This is a genomic window from Agathobacter sp. LCP21S3_B2, assembly GCF_052118705.1.
In the GTDB taxonomy this organism is placed as follows: domain Bacteria; phylum Bacillota; class Clostridia; order Lachnospirales; family Lachnospiraceae; genus Roseburia.
In genome coordinates this window covers 1-19,593 of record NZ_JBQKGQ010000011.1, presented here as the reverse complement: position 1 = coordinate 19,593, position 19,593 = coordinate 1, and the positions used below count along the sequence as shown (strand labels likewise).

At 44.2% G+C, this 19,593-nt stretch carries 24 protein-coding genes; 22 read left to right on the top strand and 2 right to left on the bottom strand.

Annotated features, from left to right (window positions below):
• The first annotated feature begins 14 nt into the window (after positions 1 to 14).
• The 10 genes from nudC to ACTQ1L_RS09285 all read left to right on the top strand — a co-directional run bounded on the left by nudC (position 15) and on the right by ACTQ1L_RS09285 (position 7,515).
• Entirely contained in the window at positions 15 to 899 is an 885-nt protein-coding gene (gene nudC, locus ACTQ1L_RS09330; RefSeq protein ID WP_441366735.1) for an NAD(+) diphosphatase, read from the top strand.
• A 42-nt stretch (positions 900 to 941) separates the two neighbouring features.
• Complete coding sequence (locus ACTQ1L_RS09325) at positions 942 to 1,376, top strand: RrF2 family transcriptional regulator (protein ID WP_022292488.1); 435 nt, start codon at positions 942 to 944, stop codon at positions 1,374 to 1,376.
• Positions 1,377 to 1,395: 19 nt separating this feature from the next.
• Entirely contained in the window at positions 1,396 to 2,589 is a 1,194-nt protein-coding gene (nifS, locus tag ACTQ1L_RS09320; protein WP_441366732.1) for a cysteine desulfurase NifS, read from the top strand.
• Positions 2,590 to 2,661: 72 nt separating this feature from the next.
• The gene (nifU, locus tag ACTQ1L_RS09315) at positions 2,662 to 3,108 is read left to right on the top strand and encodes a Fe-S cluster assembly scaffold protein NifU (RefSeq protein ID WP_012741233.1); all 447 of its coding nucleotides are present in this window, start codon (positions 2,662 to 2,664) and stop codon (positions 3,106 to 3,108) included.
• Positions 3,108 to 4,214 (top strand): tRNA 2-thiouridine(34) synthase MnmA, encoded by a 1,107-nt coding sequence (gene mnmA, locus ACTQ1L_RS09310; protein ID WP_441366730.1) that lies wholly within the window; start codon positions 3,108 to 3,110, stop codon positions 4,212 to 4,214. Before nifU ends, mnmA begins: the two co-directional genes overlap by 1 nt.
• Positions 4,215 to 4,454: 240 nt before the next feature.
• On the top strand, positions 4,455 to 5,243 hold the full coding sequence (locus tag ACTQ1L_RS09305; RefSeq protein WP_441366728.1) for an AAA family ATPase: 789 nt from the start codon (positions 4,455 to 4,457) through the stop codon (positions 5,241 to 5,243).
• A 152-nt stretch (positions 5,244 to 5,395) separates the two neighbouring features.
• Positions 5,396 to 6,328, top strand: a complete 933-nt coding sequence (cysK, locus tag ACTQ1L_RS09300; RefSeq protein WP_321112242.1) for a cysteine synthase A — start codon at positions 5,396 to 5,398, stop codon at positions 6,326 to 6,328.
• Between the two features lie 210 nt (positions 6,329 to 6,538).
• The gene (locus tag ACTQ1L_RS09295) at positions 6,539 to 6,820 is read left to right on the top strand and encodes a helix-turn-helix domain-containing protein (protein ID WP_119213789.1); all 282 of its coding nucleotides are present in this window, start codon (positions 6,539 to 6,541) and stop codon (positions 6,818 to 6,820) included.
• On the top strand, positions 6,804 to 7,154 hold the full coding sequence (locus tag ACTQ1L_RS09290) for a HipA N-terminal domain-containing protein (protein WP_441366726.1): 351 nt from the start codon (positions 6,804 to 6,806) through the stop codon (positions 7,152 to 7,154). The genes ACTQ1L_RS09295 and ACTQ1L_RS09290 overlap by 17 nt, the downstream gene beginning before the upstream one ends.
• 13 nt (positions 7,155 to 7,167) lie before the next feature.
• Complete coding sequence (locus ACTQ1L_RS09285; RefSeq protein ID WP_306747995.1) at positions 7,168 to 7,515, top strand: HipA domain-containing protein; 348 nt, start codon at positions 7,168 to 7,170, stop codon at positions 7,513 to 7,515.
• A 90-nt stretch (positions 7,516 to 7,605) separates the two neighbouring features.
• Here the strand turns inward: ACTQ1L_RS09285 and ACTQ1L_RS09280 are convergent, their stop codons facing one another.
• Both ACTQ1L_RS09280 and ACTQ1L_RS09275 read right to left on the bottom strand, forming a co-directional pair.
• Entirely contained in the window at positions 7,606 to 7,830 is a 225-nt protein-coding gene (locus tag ACTQ1L_RS09280) for a hypothetical protein (RefSeq protein WP_321112245.1), read from the bottom strand.
• Positions 7,831 to 8,003: 173 nt separating this feature from the next.
• Entirely contained in the window at positions 8,004 to 8,852 is an 849-nt protein-coding gene (locus tag ACTQ1L_RS09275; protein ID WP_441366723.1) for a pyridoxamine kinase, read from the bottom strand.
• A gap of 266 nt (positions 8,853 to 9,118) precedes the next feature.
• On the opposite strand from ACTQ1L_RS09275, the gene ACTQ1L_RS09270 reads away from it, so the two are divergent.
• From ACTQ1L_RS09270 to ACTQ1L_RS09215, 12 genes are all read left to right on the top strand, one after another.
• Positions 9,119 to 9,409, top strand: a complete 291-nt coding sequence (locus ACTQ1L_RS09270) for a CarD family transcriptional regulator (RefSeq protein ID WP_321112248.1) — start codon at positions 9,119 to 9,121, stop codon at positions 9,407 to 9,409.
• A 26-nt stretch (positions 9,410 to 9,435) separates the two neighbouring features.
• Positions 9,436 to 9,720, top strand: coding sequence for a hypothetical protein (locus tag ACTQ1L_RS09265; protein ID WP_441366721.1), 285 nt, complete (start codon positions 9,436 to 9,438; stop codon positions 9,718 to 9,720).
• Between the two features lie 9 nt (positions 9,721 to 9,729).
• Positions 9,730 to 10,380 (top strand): YesL family protein, encoded by a 651-nt coding sequence (locus tag ACTQ1L_RS09260; RefSeq protein ID WP_441366719.1) that lies wholly within the window; start codon positions 9,730 to 9,732, stop codon positions 10,378 to 10,380.
• Between the two features lie 44 nt (positions 10,381 to 10,424).
• Entirely contained in the window at positions 10,425 to 11,498 is a 1,074-nt protein-coding gene (locus tag ACTQ1L_RS09255; protein ID WP_321112251.1) for a 6-phosphofructokinase, read from the top strand.
• 34 nt (positions 11,499 to 11,532) lie between these two features.
• Positions 11,533 to 13,104 carry a DNA polymerase III subunit gamma/tau gene (dnaX, locus tag ACTQ1L_RS09250; RefSeq protein ID WP_441366717.1) on the top strand — a complete coding sequence of 524 codons (1,572 nt, stop codon included), beginning with the start codon at positions 11,533 to 11,535 and terminating at the stop codon, positions 13,102 to 13,104.
• Positions 13,105 to 13,154: 50 nt separating this feature from the next.
• Positions 13,155 to 13,496, top strand: coding sequence for a YbaB/EbfC family nucleoid-associated protein (locus ACTQ1L_RS09245; protein WP_012741253.1), 342 nt, complete (start codon positions 13,155 to 13,157; stop codon positions 13,494 to 13,496).
• Positions 13,496 to 14,092, top strand: a complete 597-nt coding sequence (gene recR, locus ACTQ1L_RS09240; RefSeq protein ID WP_012741254.1) for a recombination mediator RecR — start codon at positions 13,496 to 13,498, stop codon at positions 14,090 to 14,092. Before ACTQ1L_RS09245 ends, recR begins: the two co-directional genes overlap by 1 nt.
• A gap of 18 nt (positions 14,093 to 14,110) precedes the next feature.
• Entirely contained in the window at positions 14,111 to 14,947 is an 837-nt protein-coding gene (locus tag ACTQ1L_RS09235) for a transketolase (RefSeq protein WP_055060957.1), read from the top strand.
• On the top strand, positions 14,935 to 15,876 hold the full coding sequence (locus ACTQ1L_RS09230; RefSeq protein ID WP_321112254.1) for a transketolase family protein: 942 nt from the start codon (positions 14,935 to 14,937) through the stop codon (positions 15,874 to 15,876). Before ACTQ1L_RS09235 ends, ACTQ1L_RS09230 begins: the two co-directional genes overlap by 13 nt.
• Positions 15,877 to 16,254: 378 nt before the next feature.
• Positions 16,255 to 17,229: a hypothetical protein gene (locus tag ACTQ1L_RS09225; protein ID WP_441366714.1), complete on the top strand. Its 975-nt coding sequence runs from the start codon at positions 16,255 to 16,257 to the stop codon at positions 17,227 to 17,229.
• Between the two features lie 35 nt (positions 17,230 to 17,264).
• On the top strand, positions 17,265 to 18,452 hold the full coding sequence (locus ACTQ1L_RS09220; RefSeq protein WP_441366712.1) for a DUF5711 family protein: 1,188 nt from the start codon (positions 17,265 to 17,267) through the stop codon (positions 18,450 to 18,452).
• Entirely contained in the window at positions 18,449 to 19,063 is a 615-nt protein-coding gene (locus tag ACTQ1L_RS09215; RefSeq protein ID WP_321112257.1) for a CvpA family protein, read from the top strand. The genes ACTQ1L_RS09220 and ACTQ1L_RS09215 overlap by 4 nt, the downstream gene beginning before the upstream one ends.
• Positions 19,064 to 19,593 lie beyond the last annotated feature (530 nt).

Sequence of the window (19,593 nt, the reverse complement as noted above, 5' to 3'; positions counted from 1 at the left end):
AATCGAGGCATACCATGATTCAGGACATTGCACCACATAAGTGGGACATAACATACAAAAACATACAGCCGGACCCGGACAGCAGGGTCCTTTTTTTTAGCAGGGGACAGCTTCTTGTGCAGCAGGCATCGGACAAGCCTGCTGACGAATCCATTCAGGATATTCATCAGATAAGCTTTCCAAGATATGAGGATATAAAAACAGAATGCTTAGATGCTAAATATCAGTATCTGTTTACACTTGACGATATTGCATTTTTCAGGGTGGCACTGTCACATGCTGACAAAATGCATATATTGGAAGTAACAGGTGGCAAATTCATAAACCGGCACTATATGCGCAGTGCAGCACCGAAGGAGTACGTGCTTGCCGCGATAACGGGATTCCATCTGGATGGCTGGTATGATAAGAACCATTTCTGCGGCAGATGCGCAAACAGGCTGGTAGAGGACGACGTGGAGCGCATGCTCAGATGTCCGGTCTGTGGCAACATGGTTTACCCGCGCATCAATCCGGCCGTGATAGTGGGAGTTACCAATGGAGATAAGCTGCTTTTGACAAAATATAATGGCAGAGAGTATAAAAAGTACGCACTTGTGGCAGGCTTTAACGAGATAGGTGAGTCGCTTGAGGAGACCGTGCGCCGTGAGGTCATGGAGGAAACGGGATTGCGTGTGAAAAACATAAGATACTACAAATCGCAGCCGTGGGGCTTTACTGACAATATACTTGCGGGATATTTCTGTGAAGTTGACGGAACAGATGAGATTGAGGTTGACATGCAGGAACTTTCGGTGGCAAAATGGGTGTCAAGAGAAGAAATACCTGCATCCCTAGAGGAATTAAGCCTGACAAATGAAATGATTTCTGTTTTTCGGCTTGACAAAGGCGATTTCTGAATGTATAGTAAAACAGTAGGAAATGAAACAGAGGTGCTATAAATGAAAATTTCAACAAAAGGACGTTATGCTCTTCGCCTTATGATGGATCTTGCAGAGAACAACAGTGGTTCACCCATCAGCCTGAAGGATGTAGCGAAGAGACAGGATATTTCAGATAAATATCTTGAACAGATTATATCCATTTTAAACAAGGCGGGCTACGTCAGAAGTGTCAGAGGCGCCCAGGGCGGCTACATGCTGAAGATGGAACCGCAGAACTACACAGTCGGCATGATTCTCAGACAGACTGAGGGCAGCCTTGCGCCGGTAGCATGTATAGAGGATGACGAGATAGTCTGCGACAGACAGCAGCAGTGCGTCACATCTATTGTGTACAAGAAGATCAATGATGCAATCTCAGGTGTGGTTGACAATATCACCTTGCAGGATCTGGTAGACTGGCAGAACGAGAAGAATGGAAATTATGTCATATAAAGAAAGAAGGTTATCATAGATGAGCAGATTAATTTATTTGGATAATGCGGCAACCACACAGGTATATCCGGAGGTTGTGGATGCAATGCTTCCTTACTTTACAGAGCATTACGGCAATCCATCAGCTATATACAGCTTTGCAGATGAGGCAGAAAGAGCAGTGGATCATGCCAGAGGAGAGGTCGCAGACCTTATCGGAGCCAAGAAGGATGAGATATATTTCACAGGCGGCGGCAGCGAGTCCGACAACTGGGCATTAAAGGCCACAGCAGAGGCATATGCTGCAAAAGGAAAGCACATCATCACATCAGCTATCGAGCATCATGCAATTCTTCACACAGCACAGTGGCTAGAGAAGCATGGCTTTGAGGTGACATATGTGGGTGTTGATGAGGACGGAAAAATCAAGCTTGATGAGCTTAAGGCAGCCATCAGACCTGACACAATCCTTATCTCAGTTATGGCGGCAAACAACGAGATTGGTACTATCCAGCCGCTTAAGGAGATCGGAGAGATAGCAAAGGAGCATGGCATTTTGTTCCACACAGATGCAGTTCAGGCATTCGGACATATTCCGATTAATGTAGATGATATGCATATCGACATGCTCAGCGCCAGCGGTCACAAGCTCAACGGACCAAAGGGCATCGGCGTGATGTATATCAGAAAGGGCGTAAAAATCCGCTCATTTATCCACGGCGGAGCACAGGAGCGCCAGAGACGTGCGGGAACACACAATGTGCCGGGTATCGTAGGACTCGGCAAGGCAGTAGAGCTTGCAAAGGCCAACATGGTAGAGCGCAGTGCATATGAGACAAAGCTCAGAGACCACCTCATCGAGAGAGTGACAAGTGAGATTCCATATACACGCTTAAATGGACACAGAACAGACAGACTGCCAAACAATGCAAACTTCTGCTTCAGATTTATCGAGGGAGAGTCAATGCTTATCCTGCTTGACCAGGCAGGCATATGCGGCAGCTCAGGCTCAGCCTGCACATCAGGCTCACTCGACCCATCGCATGTGCTCCTTGCAATAGGACTGCCACATGAGATAGCACACGGCTCACTGCGTCTTACATTATCAGAGAAGACCACTCTTGAGGATATCGACTATACAGTGGACAAGTTAAAGGAAATCATAGCAAGGCTCAGAAGCATGTCACCGTTATACGAGGATTTTGTAAAGAAAAACGGCAAATCTGAGGCATAAATGATCAGGTCAAAAATTATAGTGACTATCAGATTATTAATATATACATGAAAATTAGGAGGAACTAAGGACATGGCATACAGTGAAAAGGTAATGGACCATTTTAACCATCCAAGAAACGTAGGAGAGATGGAGAATCCAAGTGGTGTCGGCACAGTAGGAAACGCAAAGTGCGGAGACATCATGAGAATGTATCTGGATATAGATGACAACGGCATTATTCAGGAGGCCAAATTCAAGACCTTCGGATGTGGCGCAGCAGTTGCAACAAGCAGTATGGCAACAGAGCTCGTAAAGGGCAAGACAATCCAGGAGGCGCTTGAGGTTACAAACAAGGCAGTTATGGAGGCACTTGACGGACTTCCACCTGTAAAGGTACACTGCTCACTTCTCGCAGAGGAGGCAATCCATGCGGCACTCTGGGATTATGCAGAGAAAAACGGCATCAAGATAGAGGGACTTGAGAAGCCTGTAAACGATATCAGCGAGAAGGAAGAGGCGCCTGAGGAAGACTATTAATGAAAAAGAAGGTTGTAGTAGGAATGTCGGGCGGAGTGGATTCGTCAGTAGCGGCATATTTATTAAAGGAACAGGGATACGATGTCATCGGAGTCACAATGCAGATATGGCAGGACGAGGACGTATTTAAACAGTCACAGGAGGGCGGATGCTGTGGGCTATCCGCAGTGGAGGACGCCAGACGAGTGGCAGCAGTGCTTGATATTCCGTATTATGTGATGAACTTCAAGGCTGATTTCAAGAAATACGTCATAGACTATTTCGTGTCCGAATACGAGCGTGCATACACGCCAAATCCGTGTATCGCCTGCAACCGTTATGTGAAATGGGAGTCGCTGCTTCACCGCTCGCTCGAGATAGGAGCCGACTATATAGCAACAGGCCATTATGCCCGCATAGCACAGCTTCCAAACGGCAGATACACCATAGCCAACTCAGTCACAGCGGAAAAGGACCAGACATATGCGCTTTACAATCTGACACAGGAGCAGCTTCGTCGCACGCTGATGCCTGTGGGAGAGTATGAAAAGCCACAAATCCGCCGTATCGCAGAGGAAGCCGGACTGCCTGTGGCGCACAAGAGCGACAGCCAGGACATATGCTTCGTGCCGGATCACGACTATGCCTCATTTATCGAGAATGAGACAGGCAAAACCTATGAGCCGGGAAATTTCGTGGATGAATCGGGCAATATTCTCGGCCGTCATAAGGGCCTCATCCACTATACTATCGGACAGCGCAAGGGGCTTGGAATTACAGCCGCAACGCCTTTATTCGTGAAGGAGCTGCGTCCGGCAACAAATGAGGTCGTAATCAGCACAAATGAGTCACTTTTCTCAGACACCTGTTATATCAGCGATATAAACTACATGGCGCAGGAGCACATCACACCGGACACCCGCAGCATAGGAAAGGTACGCTACTCTCACAGGGGAGCTGAATGTACACTTACCCCTATGGAAAACGGCATGATAAAATGTGTATTTGACGAGCCACAGCGCGCCATGACACCGGGCCAGGCAGCGGTATTCTATCAGGATGGGCACGTACTGTGCGGTGGAACAATTGAAAAGATGGTGAATTTAATGGGAGATTTACCAATATGATCTTAGACCATTTGGAATCACGAGCTTAATGTGTAACAACACATAAATATTGCAACGAAACAACGTATACTCTTCTTAATCTATTATTTTTAACGAGATTAAGAAGAGTATATTTGTGTTTTGGCTTGTTTTTTGCTCAAAATATCGTTATACTTTACTTAAAGTGTATAAAAAACAGAGATTAAGAAGAATATAGCGATATAATATATTTTGGGCGGAGTACCTTACTATTGGGGATTTTTGAAAAAGGGATTAAGCCTTTCGCAGAATATTGATAGTATATTGTTTGAAAAGGATGCGCCCCTGCGCGATGAATTTAAGTATTTATATGCTTCTGTATTCAAAAAACCGGAGAACTATGTAAAAATAATAGAAGCTCTTGGGACTAAAAAGGTTGGAATGACAAGGGAAGAAATCATCACAGCGACCAAAATTCCTAATTCGGGAGATCTGACAACGAAGCTTGAAGAGCTTGAAAGCTGTGGATTTATCCGCAAGTACAATGCATTTGGGATGAAAAAGAAAAATGCGATATATCAGTTGATGGATTGCTTTACATTGTTTTATTTCAAATTTTTGAAATCAGAACCGACAGATGAGCATTTTTGGACGAACCAGATTAATGCGCCCGCAGTGGATACATGGCTGGGGCTGGCGTTTGAAAGAGTGTGCATGGAGCATGTAGATCAGATTAAGTTTAAACTGGGTATTTCGGGAGTGCTGACAGAGGTAAATTCGTGGTACTGCAAATCAGATCCGGATAATGGCATTTTCGGCTCACAGATTGATATGCTGATTGCCAGAAAAGATCAGGTGATTAATTTGTGTGAGATGAAATATTCGCAGTCAGAATATACCATAACGGAGAAAGTGGACAGGAGCATTAGGAATAAAATAAGTGATCTGAGAGTGGTGTCCGGTACAAAGTATGCGATATACCCAACACTTATTACAACCTATGGTGTGGTGGAAAACTCGTATTCGCAGGAGCTGCAGTCGGTTGTTACGATGGATGATCTGTTTGCCTGAGATAAAAAATTAAAAACCCCATAAATTCCTGTTGACAGATAGGGATTCATGGGGTATATTTATATCAACAATTAATTCATACAAATACAGTATGAATATAGGAGATTAAAACAAAGCATTAACATTACAATGACATCAAGGAGGACGCAAACATGTCAAACATTTATCAGGGAACATTAGGACTTATTGGAAATACACCGCTCGTAGAGCTTACACACGTAGAGAAGGCATACGGACTTGAGGCAAGACTTCTTGCAAAGCTTGAGTACTTCAACCCGGCAGGATCAGTAAAGGATAGAATCGCAAAAGAGATGATCGAGCAGGCTGAGAGAGACGGAAAGCTCAAGCCGGGCTCAACAATTATCGAGCCAACATCAGGAAATACAGGAATCGGACTTGCTGCAATCGCAGCAGCAAAGGGATATAAGATTATCATCGTTCTTCCTGAGACAATGTCCATCGAGAGAAGAAACATCATCAAGGCATATGGCGCAGAGCTCGTGCTTTCAGACGGTACAAAGGGTATGAAGGGAGCTATCGCCAAGGCAGAGGAGCTTCATGAGCAGATTCCTGACAGCTTCATTCCGGAGCAGTTTGAGAACCCTGCAAACCCGGAGGCACACAGAAAGACAACAGGCCCTGAGATCTGGAACGATACAGACGGACAGGTAGATGCATTCGTAGCTGGAGTTGGAACAGGCGGAACAATCACAGGAACAGGTGAGTACTTAAAGAGTAAGAACCCTGATGTAAAGATTGTCGCAGTAGAGCCTGAGACATCAGCAGTGCTTTCAACAGGAAAAGCCGGAGCACACAAGATTCAGGGAATCGGAGCAGGCTTCGTACCAAACACATTAAATACAGAGGTATATGATGAGATTATCCCTGTATCAAATGAGGCAGCCTTCGAGTACGGCAAGATTATCGCAAAAGAGGAGGGTGTACTTGTAGGTATTTCTTCAGGAGCAGCTCTCTATGCAGCAATCGAGGTAGCCAAGAGACCTGAGTTCAAGGGCAAGACAGTCGTAGCACTTCTTCCTGACAGCGGAGACAGATACTACTCAACAGATCTTTTCAAAGACTAATGAAGTATATTATGATAGCGAAAAAGACACCCCTGCGGTGTCTTTTTTGCATATAATTCAATTGATTCTTTAAAATACCATAAACTTTTTCCTTTGTTTTTTGATTCTCAGCTTATTATTTACATTTTTTGGTTTTGGAGTTATGAATATTTAGGGATAATATATTAGTTATATCTTGATAAAAATGCCAAAAAGGGATAATATATTAGCATGATTAACTTATATCAAAAAACATGGATAGAAATAAATAACGACATTGCACAAAAGATAGTACGTTTGCGCAAAAGAAAGAAAATTACTCAAAAGCAATTAGCTGCAAGGTCAGGTGTAAGTCTTGGTTCACTTAAGCGATTTGAGCAGAGCGGCGAGATATCCCTGCAATCTTTGACCAAAATTGCTATAGCTCTTGATGTGGAGAACGAACTTGAAGACTTGTTTAATAATGTGCCTTTTGCGTCTATCGAGGAGGTAATTAATGAACAGACTAAATAAGCTGGAAGTCTTTTATCATGAAAGACTCGTCGGAACGATTGCTTTGTACCAAAATCGTCTGGCTGCGTTTGAGTATGACAGTAACTGGCTGGCAAATGGATTTTCCATAAGCCCTTTTTCACTGCCTTTGGAGAAAAAAGTTTTTATACCAAAGATAGATCCGTTTGATGGACTTTTTGGCGTTTTTGCAGATAGTCTGCCTGATGGATGGGGCAGATTGTTGGTTGATAGACTTATGAAGAAAAATGGCATAAATCCACATGAGATAGGCAGCCTTGAGAGACTAGCGATAATCCGGGCTTTTAGAAACATCTCACAGAATACCAAATCTTGATTATGATATTCTGATGCAGCTTACACTCCAGCTTACCAAATCTATGGAAGAATGTGAAAAATTGTATAGACTTATGTGTTTTAATGTGTATGCGCATAACAGGGATGACCATTCGAAGAATTTTACTTATCTGTATGATGAAGATGAATGTAGCTGGAAATTGTCACCGGCGTATGACCTCACCTACAGTAATTCAATCGGTGGAGAGCATGCTACCACGGTAAATGGAAATGGTGTAAATCCTGAACTGGATGATATTCTCGCGGTTGCCCAAAAAATTGGATTAAATATGACAATGGCAAGGAAAACCGCACTGAATATAAGAGATTGTGTTAGTGAAATGCTTGGGGAGTATCTATAGTGCAGTGATAATATGTTATCACTTATAAATACCCATTTTCCATTATAACTATATTCTATAATGGAAAATGGGTATTTTTTTACGCTATTCCTAATTCGAAAAATGACGTATCTTCAGATGAATACCCCTCTCATCAGCAATCTGCTGGCAGGTCTTTATATCCTCCTCGGGGAGCACATCCACGATAGAAAGCTGTGTATGCTTGATCATGCGGTTGCATTCCTTGGCAAAATCCAGCATAGCCTCATAAGCATTGTCAAAGGTTGGTCTCGTGACCTTATTGTATTCCTCGGCATTTATTTGTGATATTTGCATAAACCTCGTTCTTGTATGTATAGATTATATCAGCCATTACTTAGTCTCCTCCAATGTGAAAAATCTTCTTGTCCAACCGGGTTCTCCTTTGTGTTGTGCTAAGCATGACTTAAGAACTCAATTGATAATCCGATGCATTTTTACAGCAAATGGTCATAAGAATCACATAAACATCACATCAGCTCCCGCAAAAACTTCTCGAAATTCACTCCGTCATTTGGTGCGGTGTCATCATTCATGGTATCTGCGATGCTGTCATACAGGAATTTTCCGGCGCGCTCAGCGGCCTCCTCTGTTGAAAATCCGTTCAGCCTGCTTCCGCATATAACAGATGCAAACAGATCTCCTGTGCCGGAAAAGCTCACGTCGAAAAAGTGTGATCTGTGGGTTGTGGTGCCGTTTGCGGTAGTCACGAGATTGTATATAAAGGGTGCCTTGTCATCCCGGCATTTGATACCGGTGATGATTACATCCTGGTTTTTGCCGGACAGGTCTCGCAGCTTCTCGCTTATCTCTGTCGCAAGTGGCAGAAGCACATCCTTTCTCGTGTCACTGTATACCTTTTCGATATCATAGTCTGCCAAAAGGCATGCCTCGGTCAGATTTGGTGTGATGACATCGGCCTTTCTGGAAAGAGCCTTCATGCCATCCAAAAGAGCGGCAGAGTATATGCCGTAGGTTCTGCCGTCATCGCCCATCACAGGATCCACGAGCAGCATCGCGTTTTCCTCATAAAATACATCCAAAAAATCCATAAAAAGCTCAATCTGCTTTGAGCCTGTCATGAAACCGCTGTAAATGCCGTCAAAATGGGCATTATTTTTCTGCCAGTTGTCGATGTAGTCCTTAATCATGGCTGTCAGGTCTGTGCATTTATGATATTCATATCCTGTCTGGTTTGTCAGCACTGCTGATGCCATGGGACAGCACTGTACGCCCTGCGCGGACAGTACCGGAATTGCGGCGGTCAGAGAGCATTTTCCAAAGCCGGACAAATCGTTAAAAACGGCTGCTTTCTTCATATATCCTCCAAATTTTTTGCGCTTGATAAACTCTGTTTGAGGCGGCATTTACTCCCGCTAGGCCAAGGAATTATGAAAGCGTATGTCACAGGTGACTGCCACACCGCAAGTGTACCGCCATTAACAAAATATAGGATAAGTATACATGCGTCTGACCATATTTCTATGACCAGAAAGATAAAAAAATAAATGCCAGATAAAATGTTTTTGAAAAAGAACGCTGTCTGTGATATTATAGATGTGTATATAAATACGGAGGTAAAAGCATGTTTCAAAAGAAACAGATTATATATAGTGAAACCCTTGGCGTATGTGTGGTTGACAACATAGTACCGCTTGCGGCATCTAAGAGAGAAAAGGCGGTGCCATACTATGTGCTGAAGCCTGTGTTTGAGGACAAGGTGTCATATATACCGGTAGAGCATCACCGGGTGGTACTGCGTGATATGTTCACCAGAGAAGAAGCTCTAAAGCTTAAGGAAACTGAGCAGTATGAGAAGGATAAGCACCTTAGGCAGGCAGTTGACTATGTACTGGACAAGGTGGCTATAAAATAAAATTACAAAAAGGAGGACAGGATTACATGGGACAGCAGCATGCAATACACAAATTTGTGCTGGGAACCAAGGACTTTGATGATAAGCAGTCAGAGTTCATGTACGATAGAGGCTGGTACAGCATCACGGATATAGTAGATGAGGAGAAAAATATCATCTACAAGTCAAGAAATGCCCAGGAGGCATATCTTAAGTGGAATATCTATATCGGCAGGAAAAAGGAACGCCTCACACCTGAGGAGAGGAAGAGGCAGCGCGAAGAGTGCTATGAGAAAAAGAGAGAACAAAACAGAGAGCACCACAGGATATAGGAGAGCATTATGGGCATTTTTAACATAGACAACAAATTTTTCAGAGCATTAAACAAACTGGTAGATATGGTTATTTTGAGCTTTTGCTGGATCATATCATGCATACCTGTTTTTACAATAGGAGCGGCATCCACAGCACTTTACGATACATCGCGCCGTGTCATCCATCGCGATGAGGGCTATGTGTGGAGAGGCTACTGGCATGCGTTTAAGGTAAATTTCAAGCAGGCCACCAAGGCATGGCTGGTACAGCTTATAATACTTATCGTGCTTTTGGGAGATATTTATATTACATGGTCAGGTCTTAAGACAGGCAATCAGTGGGGAAACTTCTCCATCGTGTTCATCATAATGGCACTTATCGCCGCAGCCTGGGTCATATACACATCAGCGTATATTTCACGATTTGAGCAGGTCACAAAGATAACCCTTAAGAATACACTGCTCATTCTTATCGCCAACCTGCCGTGGACATTACTGGTCATAGTGATACTTGTGGTATCACTTATACTTGTATGGATTCTTATTCCACTCATTTTCATACTTCCTGCCGGCGCAGCACTCACCTATGAGTTTATTTTTGAGCGTATTTTCAGAAAGCTCATGCCTGAGGAGGACAGGCTACGCGAGGAGGAGAAGGATAAGGAGTACAGGAATTAGCATAATAAAAGACAATCATAATATTGCATAAGGAGGAAGCAGCAATGAAGAAAATTGGAATGCTTACCAGCGGAGGAGACTGCCAGGCACTTAACGCAGCCATGAGAGGTGTGGTAAAGGCGTTGGCACACAATATCGACGAGCTTGAGATTTACGGCTTTGAGAACGGGTACAAGGGACTCATATATGAGAACTACAGAATACTCACATCAAAGGATTTTTCGGGCATCCTGACAAAGGGCGGCACAATACTCGGCTCATCAAGACAGCCTTTTAAGCTTATGAGAATGCCGGATGAGAACGGACTGGACAAGGTCGCAGCCATGAAAAACACATACAAGAAGCTTGGTCTTGACTGCCTCGTTATCCTGGGCGGAAACGGCACACAAAAGACAGCCAATCTTCTCAGGGAAGAGGGACTTAATGTCATTCATCTGCCAAAGACAATCGACAATGATATCTACGGCACAGATGTGACCTTTGGCTTCCAGAGCGCAATCAATATAGCTACAGATGCAATCGACTGCATTCACACCACAGCAGCATCCCACAACCGTGTATTTATCGTTGAGGTTATGGGCCACAAGGTAGGCTGGCTTACACTGTATGCAGGTGTTGCGGGCGGTGCAGACATCATTCTGCTTCCTGAGATACCATACGATATTGACAAGGTCGTAGATGCCATCCACAAGAGAACAAAGGAGGGCAAGGGCTTTACCATTCTTGCTGTAGCAGAGGGAGCCATCTCCAAGGAGGATGCAGCCCTTTCCAAAAAGGAATACAAGAAGAAGCTTGCAAAGAGCAAATACCCGTCAGTATCATACGAGGTTGCAGACCGCATCAGCGAAAGACTCGGTCTTGAGGTCAGAGTGGCAGTTCCGGGACATACACAGCGAGGCGGAAGCCCATGCCCTTACGACAGAGTGCTTTGTACACGTCTTGGCTCAGCAGCAGCAAAGGCCATCATGGATGAGGATTACGGCTGCATGATAGCCATGGTAAACGGACAGACAAAGAAGGTTCCGCTTGCCGACGTAGCAGGAAAGCTTAAGACTGTAGATCCAAAGAGCCAGATGATCAAGGAAGCAAAGCGCACCGGTATCTGCTTCGGAGATTAAGCAGCAATATTAGATATAAGGAAGGTGAAAAGGCGTGTCTTATCAGGCCCTATACCGTAAGTTCCGTCCACAGGAGTTCGAGGACGTAAAGGGACAGGAACACATTGTAACAACACTGAAAAATCAGATAAAAGCTGACAGAATAGGGCATGCCTATTTATTTTGCGGTACGAGAGGTACAGGAAAGACCACTGTGGCCAAGATATTTGCAAAGGCAGTCAACTGTGAGCACCCTGTAGACGGAAGCCCGTGTGGCGAATGTCCATCGTGCAGGGCAATCACTGAGGGCTCATCCATGAATGTCATAGAGATAGATGCAGCGTCCAACAACGGCGTGGACAATATCAGACAGATTCGTGAGGAGGTCACATACCGCCCGACAGAGGGCAGGTACAAGGTCTATATCATCGACGAGGTTCACATGCTTTCGGCAGGAGCCTTCAATGCACTTTTAAAAACACTTGAGGAGCCGCCGAGCTACGTTATATTTATACTGGCGACCACCGAGGCACACAAGATACCGATTACTATCCTGTCCAGATGCCAGCGCTATGATTTCCACAGGATTTCCATAGATACGATTGCATCCAGACTCAGCGATTTGATGGAGCAGGAGCAGGTGGAGGTCGAGGAGCGCGCCATAAGGTACGTGGCCAAGGCAGGAGACGGTTCTATGAGGGATGCGTTAAGTCTTCTTGACCAGTGCATTGCTTTCCATCTTGGTGAGAAGCTCACCTATGAAAATGTGCTCGAGGTGCTTGGAGCGGTGGACACAGAGGTGTTTTCAAGGCTCTTAAGGCGCATACTAGACGAGGATGTGACAGGCGCCATCCGCATACTGGGCGAGCTCATAGATGAGGGCAGGGAGCTGTCGCAGCTTGTCAATGATTTCACCTGGTATATGAGGAATCTGTTGCTTTTGCAGAGCTCCGACGATATGGAAGAGGTGCTCGACATCTCAAAGGACAATCTTGAGGCGCTTAAGGAAGAGGCAGCACTTGTAAAGCCTGAGACACTCATCAGGTATATCAGGGTATTTTCCGAGCTGTCCAGCCAGGTAAAGTTTGCATCGCAAAAGCGTATTATGGTCGAGATAGCCATAATAAAGCTGTGCAGGCCGCAGATGGAAAAGAGCTATGATTCGGTGCTTGACCGCATAAACAGCATAGAGAAAAAGCTTGAAAAGGGTATACCTGTAGCGGCACAGGCTGCGCAGACACAGGATATGCAGCAGGCCGCAGCAAGCGAGCCTATAGTGAAAAAGGAGCTTCCCAAAGCAATACCGCAGGATATCTCAGAGCTCATGAAGCAGTGGAAATCCATACTTTCGGAGATGGGAGCAACATCAAAGGTTTATCTGAACAAGGCTGTGACATCGCTGGGCAATTCCTCTGACCTGATTTTAATGTTTGATGATGAGAATGCATATGAGTATCTCTCTGAAAACCGTGCAGGCTGTATGGATACGCTGGCTTCGCTTATAGAAAAGCGCATAGGCAAAAAAGTCGAGGTGACGGTCAAGAAAAATAATTCCGCAGTCAGCGCAAAGGAAGCTGTTGTGGACTTGACAGATATGATAAATTTTGATATAGAGGAAGAAAACTAAGTTATAAACAGGGCTGGGATTAGCCCATTAAAAACAAGGAGGACGCCAGAATGGCAAGAAGAGGTGGATTCCCTGGAGGAATGCCGGGAAACATGAACAATCTTATGAAACAGGCGCAGAAGATGCAGCGTCAGATGGAGGAGGCTCAGAAGCAGCTTGAGGATGCTGAGGTTACAGCAAAGGCAGGCGGCGGAGCAGTCGAAGTCACTGTTTCTGGAAAAAAGGAAATCACAAAGGTCAAATTATCTGAGGAGGTAGTGGATCCTGATGATATCGAGATGCTCGAGGATCTCATCATGGCAGCAACCAATGAGGCACTTCGCCAGATTGATGAGCAGTCACAGGCATCTATGTCCAAAATTACCGGTGGCCTGGGTGGCGGTCTGTTTTAATGGATTTTTACAGCAGTGAGATATCAAAACTAATAGAGGAGCTGTCACAGCTTCCGGGAATCGGAGCCAAGACAGCGCAGAGACTGGCATTTCATATCATAAATATGCCAAAGGAGCAGGCAAAATCGCTCTCTGATGCCATAATCGATGCGAAGGAGCATGTCAGATACTGTAAATGCTGCTATACACTCACAGATGACGAGCTGTGCCCCATCTGCAAGGATGCGGCAAGAGACCACAAGACCATCATGGTTGTTGAGAATACGAGGGATCTTGTGGCATACGAAAAGACCGGTAAATATGAGGGCGTGTATCATGTGTTGGGTGGCGCAATTTCACCCATGCTTGGCATAGGTCCTGCGGATATTCGTCTTAAGGAGCTTATGGTTCGCCTTGAAAAAGACGTAGACGAGGTCATTATAGCGACCAATTCAAGCCTGGAGGGCGAGACTACGGCCATGTATATCAGCAAGCTCATCAAGCCTACAGGCATCAAAGTGACACGAATCGCGAGCGGAGTTCCCGTAGGAGGCGATTTGGAATATATTGACGAGGTGACCCTGCTTAGGGCGCTTCAGGGAAGAACAGAGATATAAATGATAGAAGGAGACATCATGAACAATCTTGAACTTGAGAAGATGGCGAATGAAATTCGCAAGGACATTGTGACAGCAGTTCACAGTGCCAAATCCGGACATCCGGGTGGATCACTTTCATCAGCAGATATTTTTACATATCTGTATTTTGAGGAGATGAATGTAGACCCTGCCAATCCTAAATGGGAGGACAGGGATCGTTTCGTGCTCTCAAAGGGACACGTAGCACCGGGACTTTACTCTACTCTCGCAGAGAAAGGATATTTTCCAAAGGAGGATTTAAAGACACTCCGTCATACAGGCTCATATCTGCAGGGACATCCTGATATGAAGCACATCCCTGGCATTGATATGTCAAGCGGCTCGCTCGGACAGGGCGTATCTGCCGCAGTAGGAATGGCTGCAGCAGGAAAATATGACAAGAAGGATTACCGTGTATACACACTCACAGGAGATGGCGAGATTCAGGAGGGACAGATATGGGAGGCAGCCATGTGGGCAGGTCACCGCAAGCTCGACAACCTCGTAGTCATCGTTGACAACAATAACCTCCAGATAGATGGCTCTGTTGAGGACGTATGCTCGCCATACCCAATCGACAAGAAGTTTGAGGCATTCAATTTCCACGTAATCAACATTGATGGCAACGATTTCGACCAGATCAGGGCAGCATTCAAGGAGGCTCGTGAGACAAAGGGCATGCCTACAGCCATTATCGCAAAGACTGTAAAGGGCAAGGGCGTATCATTCATGGAAAATGCCGCAGGATGGCATGGAAAGGCTCCAAATGACGAGGAGTATGAAATCGCAATGGCAGACTTAGAAAAGGCAGGTGAAGCATTATGTCAGAAGTAAAGAAAATCGCTACAAGAGATAGCTACGGAAACGCACTCGTAGAGCTTGGAAAAGCACACGATGACCTTATTGTACTTGATGCTGACCTGGCAGGTGCCACAAAGACCTGTATATTCCAGAAAGAGTTTCCTGAGCGTCACTGGGACTGCGGAATCGCAGAGTGCAATATGACAGGTATCGCAGCAGGACTTGCTACATGCGGCAAGGTGCCTTTTATCAGCTCATTTGCCATGTTTGCAGCAGGCAGAAACTATGACCAGGTAAGAAATTCAATCGGATATCCTCATCTCAATGTCAAGATAGGTGCCACACATGCAGGAATCTCTGTAGGTGAGGACGGAGCTACACATCAGTGCCTCGAGGACCTTTCACTCATGAGAGAAATCCCGGGCATGGTTGTAATAAACCCATCAGACGATGTGGAGGCAAGAGCCGCAGTAAAGGCAGCATACGACCATGTGGGCCCTGTATACCTTAGATTCGGCAGACTTGCAGTGCCTGTAATCAACGACACACCGGACTACAAGTTTGAAATCGGAAAGGGTATCGTACTCAAGGAAGGCAAGGATGTATCTATATTTGCAACAGGACTTGAGGTATCAGAGACACTTGAGGCAGCAAAAATGCTCGCAGCAGACGGCATAGATGCTGAGGTTATCAATATCCATACAATCAAGCCAATCGACAGAGAGCTGATTGTTAAATCTGTATCAAAGACAGGCAAGGCAGTCACAGTAGAGGAGCACTCTATCAATGGAGGACTCGGAAGTGCTGTGGCAGAGGTACTCTGTGAGGAGCAGCCTGCAAAGCTTCTGCGTATCGGTGTAGAGGACCGCTTCGGCGAGTCAGGACCGGCAGTTGAGCTTATCCACAAGTATGGGCTGGATGCAGAGGGCATCTACAGCAAAGTAAAGAATTATATGAAGTAGTGGGTTTTATGTGCTTCGCACTTGGAGGCTGTGTTCACCGGTGCAGCATACAGTATATTCCTCAGAAAAAATATGAAGTCAGCCGCAGGATTTCGTGTGGATAGTGTGTGGAATGAGTTTAGTCATTCTTGCTATTTTACATAATGGAACCCTGCGGCAGTTCATATTGTTTCTTCGGAACATTCTGTATGCTTTCCGGTGGTATGTAGTTTGTTGAGTGCGAAGCATTTTACTTTTTCATATGTGTGAAAAGTCGGGCGCATGGATTCATGCGCCCTTTTTTCGGTGGGGATTAAATTCAAAAAGTTTTTATAATCGCACAATTTTGCATAAATTTACATTTTGAAAGTGCTATGCTGACCGAAAAAGGAGGCTGGCATGATAGATATTGTGACGAACAACGTCAGACAGATTGGCACACCGGCGGATGAGGGCCGGGTTTACATATCGGAGAAAGCGTACAAGCGCATAAAGACAGAGGGCTTTAAGGATAAAGAGGTTTTTGTACTTATGGGACATACGGAGAGCAGCGGAGGCAGGTATGCCACATTTGTGGAGGCGGCGATTGCAGTATATGATATGGAGTTTGACAAAAATGCGCCTCTTTGGACCAACAAGGTATGGAGCAGAGTGTTTGCGGAGATAAAGAAAAGCTACGAGGAGCTGATTATTGTCGGATGGGCATTCAGGCAGGAGGATTTTCCGGCTGAGCCAACACCCATGCTTGAAAATATACACAGGGAGCACTTTGGCGGTGCTCATCAGCTTATGTTCCTTTTGAACAGGACCGAGCATGAGGAAAACTTCTTTATCAAAAAGAATAATCATCTGAAGAAAAAGACAGGATTTTTTGTATATTACCGCATGAATGAGCATTGTGATAGTGCTGACAGCTATAATGAAACTGACACCTGCAATAAAACCTACAGCTATAGTAATGCAAACAACAATAATAAAATCGACAGTTATAGTAATGCCGATGACAATAATAAAAGCAGCAGCCGGTATGAGGACACTGACACAGCGGCCAAAAGCAGCTACAGCCGGATACATAGAAGAGCTTCGGCAGACGACAGAATCAATGTGTCGTTTCCTGAGGAATTTGGCAGCATATCGAAAGAACGCGGCCGGTACAGAAAAGCCATGGAGGCAGGAAAAGAACCGCGCAAGGGTTCACTTACATCTGTAGTGATGATTGCAGCGATAGCAGTGCTTATAGTGCTTATCGGGCTTAAAGCCGGCGCTGGAATGAGCGGAACAATAGACAAAAAGGAGACACTTCCTGCCATGTCCACAGAAGAAGATTTAATTCCAGTGGAAAAAATATCCGGTGAATGGTATACTGACAAGTAACAAACACTTTGGAAGTAGAACAAAAGGATAAGATTATGGCACAGAGAGCAGACTTTAAAACTGTCGAGACCGATTTGGACGAGCTCGAGGAGAAAATACGAAAGCACAGAAGAAAAATAGCAAAAAGAATAATAATAGTCGTGGCAGCAGTCGTGGCTTTATTTCTTATAGTATGGTTGTGGATGGCGCTGCGCACCTACAAGTCCTTTGACGTAAAAAACAGCGTGGAGCAGAAGGACAAGAGTGCGGTGTCGTTCGTGGATTTCTGCGGAGCGGTAGTGGAGTACAGCAATGATGGCGTATTGTATACAGACTCAGACGGAAACCGTATATGGAACCAGGCATTTGAGATGTCATCGCCACAGGTAGTCATATGTAAAAGCTATATGACCATCTATGACAAGGGTGGAACAGAGCTGTATATTATGGACAAAAAAGGCATAAAAAAGCAGATAAGTACATCACTGCCTATAATCAAAGCATGCATAGCCGGACAGGGAACAGTGGCGGTGCTTGTAAACGAAGATAAAAATTACTATGTAAAGCTGTATGACACAAGCGGAAAGGAGCTTGCCAGCGGAGAATTTTTCGGCGAGCAGAAGAACATTCCTGTCGATATAGCACTCTCATATGACGCTAAAAAGCTTGCCGTCGATATGATAGATTTATCAAATGGAAAAACAGACAGTGTGATAGCATTTTACAACTTTGGCTCAGTAGGACAGAATGAGATTGACAACAACGTGGGCACATACAAATACGAGGATCAGTTGATTCCTGAGATAGCATACGTGTCCGACAACAAAATGATAGCGGTATCCGACAAAAACATCATGGTATTTGACGGAAGCCAGAAGCCGAAGCTAAAGCAGAAAATAAAGCTGGAAAAACAGATAGACAGCGTATTTTATAACAACAAATATATAGGAGTAGCATACTCCAACAACGATAAAAAATGCACCAGTCATATTAAACTGTATGATTTTAACGGTAAAATGCTCATGGAAAATGATACGTCAATAGCATACCGGAATATAGAATTTGACAGCAATAATGAGGTATGTGTGACCAGCGAAACCGCGTGTGAAATATACACCATACACGGAGTGAAAAAATTTTACCATACCTTCGACCAGAAATTGTATAAGGTAATGTATAAATCAGGCATTAATAACTATATATTCATATATGAAGGGGCGATGGACGAGGTGATGCTCAAATGAATTGGTTATTAATAGTAGTGATATGCATAATTGCATGGAATGCAGTGAGAGGATATACAAGAGGACTCCTTCGCGTAGTGTATTCACTTGCAGCCTGTATACTGATGCTCACAGCGTCAACCATGGCAGCCCCGTATGTCAGGGATAATATATTATCGCAGACAGGGATAGAGTCTGTCATATGCAGTAATATCGAAAAACAAATAGCTGTACAGGGACAGAAAGCCACGGGCGATTTTGATATGGCAAACATATTGCTGCAGAAATCCGGGGCATACGACTCAATATCCATGCAGCTTACCAATGCCATCATGACAGGACTATCATTTTTTATAGTAATCTTTTCGCTTGGAATAGTGGAGTACTTTGTCCGCAGACTAATACGAAAAATAGAAAGAGTGCCGGTTATAAGTACCGTAAACAGGGTTGCCGGCTTTGGCGTAGGTTTTATAAAAGGAATAGTTATAGTATGGCTGCTCCTTGCGCTCATATCATTGTTAGCCACATCAGAAGCAGGACAGACAATGACACTATATATAAATGATTCCCTGATGCTTAAGTATCTGTATGAAAACAACCCGGTCATGAAGCTGATAGAAAATATACTGTAGCTTAAACCGGTGTAATAATGCATAAAAGAGAAAAGTACATAAGCAATAAATGGTATGTGGATAAGTATGTAAATACAATATATAGTTGTGTAAAAACAATGAGAAAAAAATATATATAAAAAAATAAAAAATGTGTTGACTTTATGTGACACAGATGATATTATATCAAAGCTGACTCGCGGGACACATTGAGTTGTAGAGCTTGTGAGTTACATTTTACAAACATAACTTTATAGATACTGCTTTGAAAATAAGTTGAAAAAGTTATGAAAAAGTTCTTGACAAATGCAAAACATTTTGATAGAATAAACAAGCTGTCGCAAGACAGAGAACTTAAAACAAAGTTCAAAAAATAAAAAAGTGCTTGACAAACGAACAGCGATTTGATAAAATGAACAAGCTGTTGTAAGAGAGCAAACAAAGAACATTGATAACTGAACAGTGAGAAACCTTGAAAGATTTTGAGAATCAATCAGAACGCTTCAATGAAAATTGAAGACCTTTAAAACAGTAAATTCAGAATTTGTGCG